14 protein-coding genes are annotated in these 15,076 nt (G+C 52.3%); 7 read left to right on the forward strand and 7 right to left on the reverse strand.

The annotated features are described in order from the left end of the window. Positions 1-8 precede the first annotated feature (8 nt). From ACOTYH_RS09040 to ACOTYH_RS09050, 3 genes are all read right to left on the reverse strand, one after another. Positions 9-1,700, reverse strand: a complete 1,692-nt coding sequence (locus ACOTYH_RS09040) for a methyl-accepting chemotaxis protein (RefSeq protein WP_421637697.1) — start codon at positions 1,698-1,700, stop codon at positions 9-11. A gap of 159 nt (positions 1,701-1,859) precedes the next feature. Next, positions 1,860-2,978, reverse strand: coding sequence for an S-(hydroxymethyl)glutathione dehydrogenase/class III alcohol dehydrogenase (locus ACOTYH_RS09045; RefSeq protein WP_421637698.1), 1,119 nt, complete (start codon positions 2,976-2,978; stop codon positions 1,860-1,862). Between the two features lie 32 nt (positions 2,979-3,010). After that, a complete protein-coding gene (locus ACOTYH_RS09050; protein ID WP_032104106.1) occupies positions 3,011-3,286 on the reverse strand; it encodes a metal/formaldehyde-sensitive transcriptional repressor in 276 nt (91 codons plus the stop codon). Between the two features lie 606 nt (positions 3,287-3,892). Here ACOTYH_RS09050 and ACOTYH_RS09055 point away from each other — a divergent pair. The 6 genes from ACOTYH_RS09055 (at position 3,893) to ACOTYH_RS09080 (ending at position 6,731) form a co-directional block, all read left to right on the forward strand. Beyond that, complete coding sequence (locus ACOTYH_RS09055; RefSeq protein ID WP_047637360.1) at positions 3,893-4,204, forward strand: hypothetical protein; 312 nt, start codon at positions 3,893-3,895, stop codon at positions 4,202-4,204. A gap of 339 nt (positions 4,205-4,543) precedes the next feature. Continuing rightward, positions 4,544-5,167: a hypothetical protein gene (locus tag ACOTYH_RS09060; RefSeq protein WP_032104107.1), complete on the forward strand. Its 624-nt coding sequence runs from the start codon at positions 4,544-4,546 to the stop codon at positions 5,165-5,167. A gap of 143 nt (positions 5,168-5,310) precedes the next feature. Beyond that, positions 5,311-5,583: a DUF883 family protein gene (locus tag ACOTYH_RS09065; protein WP_003857263.1), complete on the forward strand. Its 273-nt coding sequence runs from the start codon at positions 5,311-5,313 to the stop codon at positions 5,581-5,583. 187 nt (positions 5,584-5,770) lie between these two features. After that, positions 5,771-6,010 (forward strand): regulatory protein YcgZ, encoded by a 240-nt coding sequence (gene ycgZ, locus ACOTYH_RS09070; protein WP_003857265.1) that lies wholly within the window; start codon positions 5,771-5,773, stop codon positions 6,008-6,010. A gap of 119 nt (positions 6,011-6,129) precedes the next feature. Then, positions 6,130-6,429: a hypothetical protein gene (locus ACOTYH_RS09075; RefSeq protein WP_032669919.1), complete on the forward strand. Its 300-nt coding sequence runs from the start codon at positions 6,130-6,132 to the stop codon at positions 6,427-6,429. 23 nt (positions 6,430-6,452) lie between these two features. Beyond that, on the forward strand, positions 6,453-6,731 hold the full coding sequence (locus ACOTYH_RS09080; RefSeq protein ID WP_044596271.1) for a biofilm development regulator YmgB/AriR family protein: 279 nt from the start codon (positions 6,453-6,455) through the stop codon (positions 6,729-6,731). Positions 6,732-6,813: 82 nt separating this feature from the next. Here the strand turns inward: ACOTYH_RS09080 and ACOTYH_RS09085 are convergent, their stop codons facing one another. Continuing rightward, entirely contained in the window at positions 6,814-8,271 is a 1,458-nt protein-coding gene (locus ACOTYH_RS09085; protein WP_421637699.1) for an EAL domain-containing protein, read from the reverse strand. 285 nt (positions 8,272-8,556) lie between these two features. Here ACOTYH_RS09085 and ACOTYH_RS09090 point away from each other — a divergent pair, with 285 nt between their 5' ends. Continuing rightward, entirely contained in the window at positions 8,557-9,441 is an 885-nt protein-coding gene (locus ACOTYH_RS09090; RefSeq protein WP_032655601.1) for a hypothetical protein, read from the forward strand. Between the two features lie 33 nt (positions 9,442-9,474). Here the strand turns inward: ACOTYH_RS09090 and ACOTYH_RS09095 are convergent, their stop codons facing one another. From ACOTYH_RS09095 to ACOTYH_RS09105, 3 genes are all read right to left on the reverse strand, one after another. Continuing rightward, positions 9,475-10,650 carry an HlyD family type I secretion periplasmic adaptor subunit gene (locus ACOTYH_RS09095; RefSeq protein WP_421637700.1) on the reverse strand — a complete coding sequence of 392 codons (1,176 nt, stop codon included), beginning with the start codon at positions 10,648-10,650 and terminating at the stop codon, positions 9,475-9,477. After that, complete coding sequence (locus ACOTYH_RS09100) at positions 10,647-12,812, reverse strand: type I secretion system permease/ATPase (protein ID WP_421637701.1); 2,166 nt, start codon at positions 12,810-12,812, stop codon at positions 10,647-10,649. The genes ACOTYH_RS09095 and ACOTYH_RS09100 overlap by 4 nt, the downstream gene beginning before the upstream one ends. 176 nt (positions 12,813-12,988) lie before the next feature. Then, the gene (locus ACOTYH_RS09105) at positions 12,989-15,055 is read right to left on the reverse strand and encodes an FG-GAP-like repeat-containing protein (protein ID WP_421637710.1); all 2,067 of its coding nucleotides are present in this window, start codon (positions 15,053-15,055) and stop codon (positions 12,989-12,991) included. Between the last annotated feature and the right edge of the window lie 21 nt (positions 15,056-15,076).

Below are 15,076 nucleotides of genomic sequence, written 5' to 3' on the forward strand. Positions count from 1 at the left end.
TGTCTTACTCAGAATGTTTCCCAGTTATCACCGGAGACGGCCGCCGCCGGGGTTAAAGACGCGGATTTCGCTGCGGTTGCAGGGGCTGTAGTCCGTCCAGTCCCTGCCCCGATGAGACGAAACGCGCCAACGGCCTCCGTCAGACGTGCGCCCTGCTCTTCCAGCGAGGCCGCCGCCGCAGAAGCTTCTTCCACCAGCGAGGCATTCTGCTGCGTCACCTTGTCCATCTCGGAAATCGCCTGGCTCACCTGAACAATGCCGCGGCTCTGCTCATCGGACGCCGCTGCAATCTCCAGCATAATATCGGTGACGCGTTTAACCGCCTCGACGATCTCATTCATGGTATTGCCCGCCGCAACCACTTCCCCGGAACCCTGATCGATAAGCGACACAGATTCATTAATCAGGCTTTCTATCTCTTTCGCCGCATTCGCGCTGCGGCTTGCCAGGGTGCGGACTTCACTCGCCACGACCGCAAAGCCGCGTCCCTGTTCACCCGCACGCGCCGCCTCGACCGCCGCGTTGAGCGCCAGAATATTGGTCTGGAACGCGATACTGTTAATCACGGCGGTAATTTCAGAGATCTTCTTCGAGCTGGTGGAAATATTACCCATGGTTTTCACCACGCCGGAGACCATCTGCCCCCCGCGGCTGGCCTTACCGGAGGCATCTTCTGCCAGTTTACTCGCATGATGCGCGTTATCGGCGTTCTGTTTCACCGTCGCGGTGAGCTGCTCCATGCTGGCCGCCGTCTGTTCAATCGCCGCCGCCTGCTGCTCGGTACGGGAAGAGAGATCGGTGTTACCCGCGGAGATCTCGCTGGTTCCACGGTAGATCTCCTCCGCCCCTTGCCGCACGGTGCCCACGGTTGTCACCAGCGCGTGCTGCATCGTTTGCAGATCGCGCGTCAGGCGGCCAATTTCGCTGCGTCCGGTCGGTTCGTCCGGCATGGTCAAATCGCCTTTTGCGATATTTTCGATACGCGTAGCGGCTCGCTGGAGCGGGTTTATCACCGTACGGCGCAGCACCACAAAGGTGATCACCGCCAGCGCCAGCGCCAGGCCAAACGCGCCGAACATAAACATCAGCCCCAGCCGGGTGCGGGTGTGAGCCTGTGCCGTCAGCGCGTTGGCGCGTTCGGTGCGGATTTTTATCGCCTTCAGCAGCACCGCGTTATAGGCATCGTCCAGCGGACGCGCGGTCTCATTTTCGTGGTTAATAATGGCTTCAAACATGCCGTTTTTGGCATATTTCAGCATCGGCTGCATACCGGCGATGTAGGCGTCATAGCGGGCTTTCAGATCGCCATCAAGCGCTTCATCAGCCGGGGTACGAACGGTGCGCTTCATATAGGCGGCAAATCCATCCTGCGACTGCCTGATGCGGATCTCAGCCTCAGCGATGTTTTGTTTCATCGCCTCCATCTCCGCGATACGGCTGGCCGCACCCGCGTGGATCATGTTGATACGGGCGGTGCGTAAATGGTTGGAACTGTTTGACAGACCGGTGCGCACCTGGATTTCTGCCGTGACATCCTGCTGATCGTTATCGGCCTGGAGCAGGAAATAGCCTGCCAGACCTGAGCTCAATGCAAACAGGAGAATAATGCCACCGAGAATGGAGGAAAACAGCGGAACCAGCCGGATGTGATGCAAGAAACTCAGCTTAGGCTGCGCCTGCATCGATGTTGTGTTGTCCATGACCGTCGACTCTCTTATAGGTAAGATGCGTAATAACACGCCTGTAAAAGAGTCATCGGCACGCCAGGGAATTAAATTACGTCTAAAAGCGCCGGACAGGTCACACTTTAGAGAAGATCAGGGAAGAAATGCCAGCGGAAAAAACCGCTGGCAGAATAATCAGTTGTCGCCGAAATGGATAACGGTGCGAATGGATTTTCCTTCGTGCATCAGATCGAAGGCTTCGTTGATCTGCTCCAGCGGCAGGCGGTGCGTAATGAACGGATCAAGCTGAATTTTACCGACCATCGCATCTTCAACCATGCCCGGCAGCTGAGTACGGCCTTTCACGCCGCCAAATGCTGACCCGCGCCATACGCGCCCTGTCACCAGCTGGAAGGGACGGGTTTTGATCTCCTGACCCGCGCCGGCCACACCGATAATGATGCTCTCGCCCCAGCCTTTGTGGCAGCACTCCAGCGCTGAGCGCATTACGTTGACGTTGCCGATACATTCGAAGCTAAAGTCCACGCCGCCATCGGTCAGCTCCACGATCACGTCCTGAACCGGTTTGTCGTAGTCTTTCGGGTTGATGAAGTCGGTCGCCCCCATCTCACCTGCGAGCTTAAATTTCTCCGGGTTGGTATCCACAGCAATGATACGCCCAGCTTTCGCCTGTACCGCGCCCTGGATAACCGCCAGACCGATCCCGCCCAGGCCGAACACCGCCACGGTGTCCCCCTCTTTCACTTTCGCCGTGTTATGGACCGCGCCGATACCGGTGGTGACACCGCAGCCGAGCAGACAGACTTTATCCAGCGGGGCCTGCGGATTCACTTTCGCCAGTGAGATCTCGGCGCACACCGTGTATTCGCTGAAGGTGCTGGTACCCATGTAGTGATAAATGGGCTCGCCGTTATAGGAGAAACGGGTGGTGCCGTCCGGCATAAGTCCTTTGCCCTGCGTGGCGCGCACGGCCTGGCAGAGGTTAGTTTTGCCGGATTTGCAGAACTTACACTCGCCGCACTCTGCGGTGTAGAGCGGGATCACATGGTCGCCGGGCTTCAGGCTGGCGACGCCTTCACCCACTTCCACCACCACACCGCCCCCTTCGTGGCCGAGCACCGCCGGGAATACGCCTTCCGGATCGTCACCGGACAGGGTAAACGCATCGGTATGGCAAACGCCGGTGTGGGTAATTTTGATCAGCACTTCGCCTTTCTTCGGCGGAGCAACATCAATTTCAACGATTTTCAGCGGCTGGCCTGGGCCGAACGCGACAGCTGCGCGAGATTTCATGATGTCTTTCCCTTGTTGTGAGGTGTGTGGGTTTATTTTAGATAAGAGCGCAGTAAATGGCCGACTTCCGCCATCCGCACTGCCCGCTGATCCGGGGTGGTCTCCCCCGTCACCAGCTCATCTTTGAGGTGAATTTCGACCATTTCCCCCATCAGACCATTGGCAGCGCCGCGCACGGCGGCAATTTGCTGCAAAATGGCGAGACAGGGATCGCCCGATTCCAGGGCGCGTTCAAGGGCATCAACCTGGCCCCGAATGCGGCGGACGCGGGTCATAATACGTTTTTTATCTTCGGGTGAATGCGGCATACGCCCTCCTGATACTATAGGGGGGTATTGTATCTGTTAATACGATTTTATGTAAACATGAAGTTTAGTGTGGGTTTTAAGTAGAGCCGTAGGTAATGTGAAAAATCAGCGTCTGGAGTTAATATTGTTGACTCGCTGATATACCAGAAGTGGGCAATCAGGTGCGTCATGAGCGAAAAGTAGATTGGATAAATCCATGGCAGACATGCACTGTCCCTTTAAAATTAACGTGTTGGTTGTTCTTGTTATTAAGCGTAATGCAAGTGTGGTACAAATGAAGTCATACAACGTCATTCTCCCTTAAAAATCCTACTTTTAAAGACTTGTGCAAGCACACTACCCCCCACTAAAGAATGTAGGTGTCATAAGAATACGAAAAAGAATAGACTAATACATGTTGGATATATTTATCTTTGATAACATGTAGCCTGTAGTAAACAAAATAAGTCGGATACAGCATGTTCGGACAGAAAACATTGCTGAAACTGGTTCGGATCCGGTTTATCTAATAGAATTTCTATACACTTTGATAAATATTACTATCACAATTGGGTTTTACAAATTGAATTCGGATCACAACGCTTCATCATTAAGGAATGACTAAGTATGAAAAGAATTGTTCTCGCCTCTTTGGTTTTAGCTTTTTCGTTATCTGCTAACGCAAATCAATTAAGCATTGATGACCAAATTAATAATGCTTGCGCTAAGGCCTTAAGCGGTGACAAAGAACCTTTGGGTGACTTCCCGCCAGATAGTTATGCTGCAACAGTCAGTCCGAAAGTTAAAGATGCTTACAACGAAGTTTTAAAATCTCGGTCCTCTATTGTAAACGATCAGAGTTTACAGAATGCAACCAGTTGCGCCAACCTTGTTAGAGATAAACTGAAATCAAAAGGTGAGTACAAAGAAGAAAAATAATTGCCAAGGTGGAGAAACAGCATTTTTTGTGGAACTGAACGCTTTCTCTATCAGAGTTCGTTCTTAAAAAAACATCGACAAGATAGTTCCGCAGCTGTGTTTTCCACCTCTCGCTGGTCCCTCAATACCCTGACATCCCGTTGCCTGAAGGCACCCTCCGTAATGACAGCGCCCGCCTAAACAGCACAGACGAGGCTGACGATATTTACGCTTTCGTCTCGTCGTGACCAACCCTATTTAGCTCAAAATGTTAAAAATCCGCACTTATATGGCACAATGTGAACAGAAATAACATTCTCGTCACCTAACATATTCGCTACAAACAAAATGGTGGTGTTAATGATTGTACTAAAGAGCTTTTTATTCTTCGTTGGCGCAGCGGCCGCTTGCGCACTTATCGTACTGTGTCTTTGGGTTGATATGCGGTTTGTCGGCCATGATATTCCGGAATTATCACTGACCGAAATTATGCAGGAAACGGTATTAGCGACTATTGTCTTTCTCCATTTTCGTCTGGCGAAAATGGACGAATCCATGCGTTACTGTAATATTCTGGTGGGCGGATTTTTCCTGACAATGCTAATTCGTGAACTGGACGCGCTTTTTGATCTCATTTCTCATGGGAGTTGGGTGTGGTTCGCGTTGATTACCGCTCTGCTGGCGTTAATTCGCCCCGTTATGCATTTTCGCGCTACCCTGGAACAGCTGGCAAAATATACCCAATCCCCCTGGTACGGCATTCTGTTGAGCGGCCTGCTGGCTGTACTGGTCTTCTCCCGCCTCTTTGGAATGCAGGTGCTGTGGCACGACATCCTGGAGCATGGCTATATGCGTGTCGTGAAAAACGCCGTGGAGGAAGGTTCGGAATCATTCGGCTATATGCTGTGCCTGGCCGCATCCCTTGGCTATTACGTTACCTTTCGCACTCACGCACGGCAGAAACAGTCTCTTCGCGCTGCGTAGAGAACGACATTTTTTGGACTTTATGGTGGTCATGTAAGAAAGACATGTCCTAAAAAGGGGCAATCTGCCGTCGATTTCAGCGAATTCTCGCTCACTCCTGCAATCAGCGTCTATCCTTAGACTACCAACAAAAGGAGGCTGGAATGTCTGATTTCGACACTGATAAAAATGCACAGTACGCTGGCGATAAAGCCAAAAACAAACTTGATGAATTATCCGGCTCTGCGCAGCAGCAGTTTGGTGAATTCGTTGATTCCCCTAAACACCAGGTGAAAGGTGCAGCGAAAAAATATGCTGCCCAGGCCAGTGATGCCGTCTCGGATGTCACTGAAGCCGTCAGAAACAATCCCTTAACGGGCTTAATCGCTGCGGGTGCGGTAGGTATCGTTCTGGGACTTCTGCTGGGACGTAAATAATTTCAGGCCCTTCGGGGCCTTTCCTTTTCCCCTCTTTCCTGCTCTTTCCCCCCCTATAGTTGATAGTTTTCCTGACAAAAACACGATCCACGTGAAAAGTTGTACAATTTTAATGTACAGATTTGATCGAATAGTATAAATTCAATGCCACTGATGTTACAAAATTGTTTGTTAACGGTGGAAAATTATGCGTCGCAACCATGCTCCCTCTACAGCAGAAAGCGCTATCACCTTGTATTTTAACAAGGATAACGTCCCAACACAGCAGGAAACCCTTGGTGCTATCGTCAGTGAGATCATCAAAGAAAATGTACAACTGAGCAGAATGACAATCTGTACAAAGCTGTTGCGCAGAATTGAAGAGTCAACGTCTGACGTTGAGAAAGCGCACTATAACGGTCTGATAGCCCTCTTCTTCGAGCGTTAACCTGAACACTGTTTTTTTAACTTACTAAGTTAGTCATGCTGAGTGAGAATAGAGCTCCTGAATGCGATGACTAACCCCATGCTACAGCCTCCTGCGTGTAGCAGAGTGAGATTGAAGCTATGCATAGAACTAAATTTGAACGACTTAAGGATGACCTTATCGGTGAGGCCGTATTATCCATACTGAAAGAGAACGGACCTATTACCTTTGCGTCTCTTGCTGGTCGCCTGCGGGCGATGGCTAACGTTGAATCAAATGATGAACGCAAAAATGCATTGATTGCCGCTGAAGATGAAGTACGCCAGCGTGTAACCGGCGTATCGCACGACCGGGGAAGAGTGATGGGCGATTATGATATTGGGCGCATGCGCTCTCTCTTTACTCACAACACGCTTCTGACCCCAGACAAGAAACACTAATTTTAACCGAAACGGTGACCACCATGAGTAAAGCGATTATGCAGCAAACGTATAATTTTGAAGCCCTGCACGATAAAGGACTGGCGGAACATTTTCTTAATGCTGGAAAGCATCTCAGTGGTGAGGTTGAAGTGTTGGGATCGGCAATACGCTGTATTATGCTGACCGGTGACAATCTCTCAAATAAAGAGATTATCCTGCAACTGATTCACGCCCTCGAAATTACCGAGGAGCCCGAAGCCTGCGATGTCATTCGAAACACGCTTGAAATTGTTGTCGGTTTTACGCGCGATGATATCTGATAACAGATTATTGCCTGGTGAGTGACTGTTTTGCTGGTGGTCGAAGAGTTAAGTCTGTCGTACCACCAGCATAGTGAAGCCATTAACTAAATAGCCGTACCATTCGATCCAGCTCTTCTTCTTTAACCGCCCGGGAAAGATAATATCCCTGGAAGCGCTTAACCCCTAATGCGACAAGTTTTTCAAATTTTTCTTCGCTATCGACGCCTTCCGCAACGCATTCCCTTCCCGTCATGTCGCTGTATATCTGTATCGCTTTAATAATGCTATTGTCATTGTCGTTAGCAACAAAGTGCTCAACTATATCGCGGTCAAGCTTCAGTCCATCAAAATTAATCTGTCGGATGGGTAACATAGCGTAATGTCTGGAAAAGCAATCATCCAGAAACAGCCGACACCCCTCGGCGCGTAAACGCTGGAGAGTGACAGGAATATTTGGATCCTTTGTTACATCAATGGTTTCAGCTAATTCAAAGACAAGTTTCCCGGCCCACTGCGGCTTCAGTAACATTTCAACGGCTTTTTTCGCCATTCCCGGCAGCGCGTTCCCGGCAGCCAGTTGAGGAGGAATATTAACCGAAAAATAATATTTCCCATTGTATCTGTTGATACCTGACACGGCCGCGTGAATGACTAACGCCGTCAGCTTGAGCCAAATTTCGCCATTTTTTATCCCATCCAGAAATTGGCCTGGTTTCAGGACCTGACCGTTTTTATGCCAGCGCAGCAGAATTTCAAAGCCCACTCCTTTTTTATCGCCATCGGTAATAATTTGATAAGCCGCAAAGATTTCCCGCTTATGTAACGCCTGCAATATATTTATTTCTGCTTCCGAAAACCCCTGCGCTTTGTTCTTTACTGCACAGACCTCATCCCTTAAGACACGTGCATCGCTAAACCACACTCTGATAAGATATAATTTACCCAACCCCACTTTACGATGAGTATAAATGGTTTTATCTGACAAACCTAACCTCGCCGACTGCTCTTTTATCGAAATACCTCGATAAAAATTCAGCAATACGGTTAATTCACGTTTTGATAAACCATGCAGGCTTTCCTTACCTTCTTTCTCAGGTCCTTCACGCAATAAACGTGACGAATCGGCATGTACTTCAGAAATATTCTCTACACAATTCATTACCTCTGAAATATTCGCCACCCTGATCCTCGACAACGATCTGGTATTATTAACGAGACTTTTCAGCGTGGCATAAAGCCACCTTTCTGGTATTGCACCATACAGGGTCACGCTACAAATAACCGGCAGTGCATTCAGAACCGAGACCAACCGTTTCAGGCTTTCAAGAAAGGCAGTCACGTCGCGACCAAGAAAAACAGAAACTTCAGGTTGTTGATTTTGCATCATTTTTTGCACATCACCTGAGCAAACTTCATCCTCTTCAAAATGGAGCCGCGTGGCGTTTACGCCACGAGACTTCAGAAGCAGGCTATACCCCTCGAAGGTGAAACCGCAGGCTGAAATAACGAATCGTTGCTTGTAGCAAGTACCTTGCATAAAAGGTAAGTTTTGAGACATAACCTGCTCCTGAGAATGTAAATATCATTCCCAAATGTGATTAAAGCCAATATTCTTTGTCGCATTGAATAATTTTACCGCACCCCATTTGGTTAATAAACCGTTATCAATGTTATGCACGGGAACATCTTTGCGTTAATCAACCCACTCATCCATATGCAGCATAAATATTACTTTCTTTTCATATAACGACAGTAAATATGCACTTCACAAGGTATAATGAAAATTCCGAAAAAGAAGACCAGACACTTCATCTTATCGGCCCAGACAAAAAGAGAAAATGCTATGGATAATCACATTTCATCCAGGGCTTTGCTACATCGAAGGGATGTTATTAAAAACAACCCGCGATTTGGTGAAGCTATAACAGAGCACTACAGAATCAATGATGCCATTTATAAAAAACAACCCTTGTTCTATAAAACGATGCTTCAGGAATCACGCTTCAACATAATACTGTCCATGTGTTGTTTTGTTTTTGGTAATCAGGCTGAGTCAGTTTCAGAGATAAAGGCACTGTGTACCCGCTATAATATCGCCAGCCCTAACAGTGTTATCGCGATCATCACCATACTTAAGACCACCGGGCGAATTAAGACCTGGCGCTGTACCGAAGATCGCCGAAAAACAAAAATCGCACCAACGGAAAAAGGACTGGATGAGCTGAAACGCTATATGTCCGGGGCGTTTACGCCTGTTAGCATTCTTTTTCCGACATTCAATATAAATGCTAACCTTCTGGACAATGATATTCTGAGGCACAACTTTTTCCGGCGCGCCGCAGAGTACCTTTTCCGCGGATTAACATTCAGGAAAGTGCTTCCGGAGGTGGGTTTATTTATTGATAAGGATGGTGGCCGAATGATTATGCTCTATCTCTATTTGCAGGCCATCAAAAACAAAACAGCACATGGTGCCATAATAGCGTATTCAGCCAGCACGCTGGCAAAAGAATTTTTCGTTTCGCGTATTCATGTTAAACGGATTATCAAATCGGCGCAGGAGGCAGGTTATCTTAAAGATCGCGGCGATGGCCGGATGTCGATTTATCCGGCCTTTATCGAGCTTGTCGAAAATTATGCCGGATTATATTTTGCGTATGTCACACATTACATCAATGTGGTACCAAAAGAACGACGCCATGTTGTCAACATGACGCCTACACTCTGATCTGACGGGCGTTCGGTTTGCTGAACGCCTTTTTTATCGCTCGCGCAGCGCCTCTTTTGCCTTATTCAATGGTTTCAGCAGATAATCAATGACGGATTTACTGCCGGTTTTGATATCAACCGTGGCTATCATGCCCGGGAACACCGGGAATTCCTTGCCCTGCCTGTTGGTCAGATGGTTACTGTCCGTACGGATATAAACGCGATAATAATAAACATCCCGTTTCACCTCGTCCTGAAGGGTATCCGGGGAAATCATCGTCACCTCCCCTTCCAGCCCGCCGTAGATGGAGTAATCATAGGCGGTGATTTTCACCAGCGCTTTTTGCCCGGGATGGATAAACGCGACATCGCGCGGCGAGATTTTCGCTTCTATCACCATCTGGTCATCAAGCGGTACCAGGCTCATCAGTTTGCCGTTCGGCGGGATCACCCCGCCCACCGTCGTCACGTCAATGTCCTTCACGATGCCACGCACCGGTGCATTAAACGTTAAGCGGGTGAGTGAATCTTCGCGCCCTTTCATGACGGAGCGCTGCGCTTCCATTTCCGCGTTCGCTTTTGCCAGTTCTTCGCGGGCGCGAACGTAGTACTGGTTTTTCATTTCGGTGATTTTGCTCTCCAGCTCATTTTTTTGACGTTCAAGGCGTAAGACTTCGACCTTACTGGCCGCCCCCTGCGTCACCAGCGGGCGCGTTAATGCCAGTTCACGCTGCACGAGATCTGCTCCCTGGCGTAAACCCGCCAGCCCTTTTTCAAGGCTTTCGCGACGTGACTGATAAAGCGCCGTTTCCTGTTTGACCAACTCAACGTCGTCATCCAGCTCTGCCGGGAATGTCAGCCCGGTGTCGTTCACCTCAGCATTCAGACGCGCGGCCGTCGCCATCGCAGCGTTTAATCGAGACTCGCTCTCCAGCACGCTGGACTCGGTTTTCGTCCGGTCCAGTTGGGCAAGCTGTTGACCACGCTCGACGATATCGCCCTCGCGCACCATCAGACTGTGGATAATCCCCCCTTCCAGGGACTGGATCACCTGCTCGTGGGAGGACGGGATCACCTTGCCGCTACCCGTCGTGACCTCATCCAGCTGGAACAGGCTGGCCCAGGTAATAAAGACCACCAGCAGGGCAAACAGCGACCATGCCACCAGCGACGAACGCGGCAGGCGCGGCTCCTTGAGCCGGCTGTTAAAGCGGGAGATATCATTCATGCCACGCCCTCCGTTTTCAGTTTAACCGTGCGCTGCGGCGCCTGCTGCGGGGCCATTCCGTGCTGGCGTAAAATGGCATCACGAGGGCCATCCATCACCACTTTGCCGTTTTCCAGGACGATGATGCGGTCAACCAGGTCCAGAATCGGCAGACGATGCGTCGCCACCACCAGCGTCCGGCGCTTACCGAGCCACTGGTGCAGATGCTGGATAAACTGCTTCTCGCTGACCTCATCCAGCCAGGCGGTGGGTTCATCCAGCAGCAGAATATTCGGCGAGGTGATCAGCGCGCGCGCCAGCAGCAGCGCCTGACGTTGCCCGCCGGAAAGCCCCGTCCCGCCCTCATTGATGATGGTGTTCAGCCCCATTTTCTGCTTGCGCACAAACTCCAGCGCGCCGCTGTTGACCAGCGCCTGATGGATTTCCTCGTCTGTCGCCAGCGGATTACCCATCAGGATGTTGTCGCGTACGGAGCCGAAGAACAGCCGCGCCTGCTGGCTGAGCAACTGCATGTCGCGGCGCACGTCGGCCGGGTCAAGATGATTGAGAGCAATATCGTCCAGCAAAATGCTGCCCTGCTGTGGCTCCTGCATTCCCGCCAGCAGATGCAGCAAGGTGCTTTTCCCCGAACCATTCCGCCCGAGCACCGCCACGCGCTCCCCGGCGCGAATGCGCAGTTTGCTGATATTCAGCACGGTAAGCTTCTCTTCTTCGTCGTAATAAAACCCGACGTCGTCCAGCCGATAATCACCGCGCAGATGGGCTTTATGCACTTTTTTGCCGTGCAGGGGATCGTCAATCGGGCGCTGCATCAGGTCATCCAGCCCCTTGCGGGCCACCTTTGCCGACTGCCAGCGGGAGAGCACGCCGGAAATCTGCGACAGGGGCGCAATGGTCCGGGACGCCAGAATCGAGGTGCCCACCAGCGCACCGGTGGTCATGTCGCCGCTGATAACCAGATAACACCCCACCAGCAGCACCACGGCGTAGACGATAGACTGCACCTCCTGAGTCCAGGTCAGCAGCAGCCCCGTCAGCCAGCGCTGCTTCATGCCGACGCTCGCGGCAACGTCATTGGTGTTATTCCACTGGTTCTGGAACCTCTGCTCGGCGCGCATTAGCTTGATGTCCTCAAGCCCCTGCACCGCTTCCACCAGCGTGGCGTTACGAATCGCCGATTCACGCATCCCTTCGCTGGAGAGTTTTCCCAGCGGGCGCTGCACCAGCAGGCCGGGAATGAGCAGCAGCGGTACGGCCAGCAGCACCACCAGCACCAGCGGGCCGCCAATCATCCACAGAATGAAGACGAACAGCAGGAAGAACGGCAGATCGGAGATAGCGGCAATGGTGGTGGAAGTGATCAGCTCCCGCACCGACTCCAGCTCGCGGATCTGGGCGATAAACGACCCGGTCGATTTCGACCGTGCGCCGTTTTTAATCCTCAGGGCGTGGGCAAACACGCGCTCGGAAATACGCAGGTCGGCGCGTTTCCCTACCACGTCCGAAATATGCACCCGCAGCATGCGCATGATGAATTCAAACACGATGGCGATCATCACACCGCCAAACAGCACCCACAGCGTGGCCTCCGACTGGGACGGCACCACCCTGTCATACACCTGCATGGAAAAGACCATGCCGGAGAGCGCCAGCACGTTGGCGACCAGCGCCACCAGCATTATGTCGCTGTAACGACGCCAGTCTTTCAGCGCCAGCTGCCAGAACCAGTTTTTCTCATAGGGTTTGATGTAATCATCCACGCGCGCATCCGGCGTGGACTCCAGGGGACGCAGCACCATCAGCCCCTTTAACCGCGAACCGAGTTCGTCGCGCGTCAGCGTCGTCTCCAGGCCCCCGTCGCCGCTAAACTGCACGCTGACGTTCCCTTCGTTGTCCATACGGTTGATGACCGCAATTTGCCCGCCGGTGAACTCCGCCAGCAGCGGTAAACGCCACGGATCGAGCGCTACGGCTCCCGCCGCCACCCAACGCATCCCCAGCCCAAGCTGGCGCGCCATCTCCTCCAGCACCAGCTGGCGTGGAGACTGGCTTTCATGGTTAATCGTGACCCGAACATGCTCCGCCGAAAAATCCAGCCGATAATATTTCGCGATGATGAGCATGCCCTGCAACCAGGGTTCGTACTGTGGATGTGTCTTCATAATGCTACGTCCTGTTCAGGGCGATGATTTCGCACTGAAATGATACCTTTCCGGGATGATTAGAAATCGAACACTGTCTAAACGAGCCCGCAAAATAATCTTGTGAAATATAGGGTTATGGCTATTCGTGTAAAGAAACGCAAAAGGCCGCGAGGATCGCTCCCCGCGGCGTTGTTTTACGCAATTAACAGTTGGTGATTGGCCAACAGCGTCGCCAGATCCGTCTGCACGCCGTTCAGCGTTACCAGCGTGGTGGGCGTGAACTGACCGCCCGTCCCGTCCAGGTCAACCTGGATCTCGGTGTTGCTGCCGTTTTGCACAACGCGGATGTAGTCGGCGATGTTGCCCGCGCTGCTGTCCAGCGTCGCCACGCCGTTCACGTAGCTCGCCGAGCCGGTGCCGGTATAGCCGCTGTCGGAAAGCAGGTCGCGCAGATCGATACGGTCCGTATCCGCCGTCCCTTCCCAGGTGCCGACGGTAAAGCCGTTCACCACATCGCTACCGTTGCCGCCCGTCGCGTCAGACGCGTTGATCAGCTTATAGAGCAACGTATCGTGACCGCCGCTGCCGATGTTGAAGGTGTCGTTCCCGCCCCGGCCTTCGAACTGGTTATCACCGCTGTTGCCGGTGATCACGTCGTCATAGTCGGAGCCGTTAATCCCTTCAATATTCAACAACCGCGTGGTACCGAATCCGGTGTCCTGCGCCGTTGAGAGGCGCAAATCAACGGTTATCCCAGAGGTGGCATTACGATAATCCACCACGTCCATGCCGCCGGAATTGCTCCAGGTGTCGTAGTCGGAATGGGTATTCCAGCCGCCGGAGCCGTTATAGGTATAGGTCCCATCCTCTGCGATAAAGGTGTCGTTATACCCGGTACCGGTAATGGTTCCGCTGTGGCCGCCGGTGGCCGCTTCGGCGGTGAGAACATAACCCTCTTTGCCGTTGCCCGCGTCCAGGCCGGTCCAGGTGACGTTATCTGAGACGCCGTTGGTGATCTTCACGATCTCCGCCGAGTAGGTTTCGTTCGGATCCAGCCCGTAGAAACTCACCAGCGCAGAGGTATCGTTCGAGCCAATGCCGGACTGAGCGTTGATGATCTGCGAGGCCACCAGCACGCCCGCAGCGTTATACAGATTGACCGTATTGCCGTAGTACACGTTGATGCCTTCGCTATCGACAATGTGCAGATGCATCGCGGTACCGTCAGCGATCTCCGCATTGTTCTGCACCAGCACCACCTTACCGTTCTGCTGAGACACCAGCAGATCCTGCGCACCGTCCCAGTTGTAGTCCACCGCGGCGACGCCGGTGACGTTGGCCAGCCCAGAAGCCAGCTGGCTTGAAGTCCAGGTTGAGCCGTAGCCGTTGTTGGTGAACAGGGTCGCCGTCTGTGAGCTGCCGTAGGTGCTGAGCTTGATGATGTCCATCTGCCCGTCACCGTTCCAGTCTACCGCCACCGACAGATAGCCCGCCGTGGCGTTAGAGGCTTCCACCGCGCTTTTGGTCGTGGAAAGCTGCCCGGTACCGTCGTTGTAGTAAATCACCCCGCCGTTGTTGTTGTAGCTGCTGCCGAGGTACAGATCCATGTAGCCATCGCCGTTAAAGTCCGCCCACGTCATGGAGGCCGCCGTGGTGGTATTCGAGGCGTTGGCCACAAACACGTTGGTCAGGTTCTGGCCAATGGAAAGCGTACCGTTCCCGTTGTTGTTAATCACGGTGAGCGAGTACGCCCCGCTGCGGTTGGTGTGCTGCACGATGTCCACGGTACCGTCGTTGTTCAGGTCGACGCCGGAGATTTCACGCCCGGAATCGAACTGGCCGTAGAATCCACCTTCCCCGCCGGTGCCGTCCGGCGACAGAACGCCGTTGGTATTCACCAGGTAGGTCAGGGAGTCCATACCGGCATCGCCGTACGCCAGATCAAGATAGCCATCGCCGGTTTTGTCGTAGGCAATTACGCCGCCGTACCAGATGGTGGTTCCCATCGCCAGCTGGCTGGCGGTGTAGCTGCTGCCATCGTAGGTCCACATCACTTGCGTAGAGCCCGCGTAGGTATTCTCAGTTGCGAAAATATCCTGGGTGCCGTTACGGTCAAAGTCAGCTGCCGTCTGGCTCACCACATAGTAGCTACGGGTGTTAGTTAACGTATTCCCGGCATAGGTTGAATCATCGCTGCTGGAATAAGACTGTCCATTAGCAATGATATTCCACAGCCCGCTGCTGTTCATGCCGAGAGTCATGGTTGAGTTGTTGCTGTTCCC

This window comes from Enterobacter cloacae complex sp. SHL001 (assembly GCF_049236825.1).
Classification (GTDB): Bacteria; Pseudomonadota; Gammaproteobacteria; order Enterobacterales; family Enterobacteriaceae; genus Enterobacter; species Enterobacter hormaechei_C.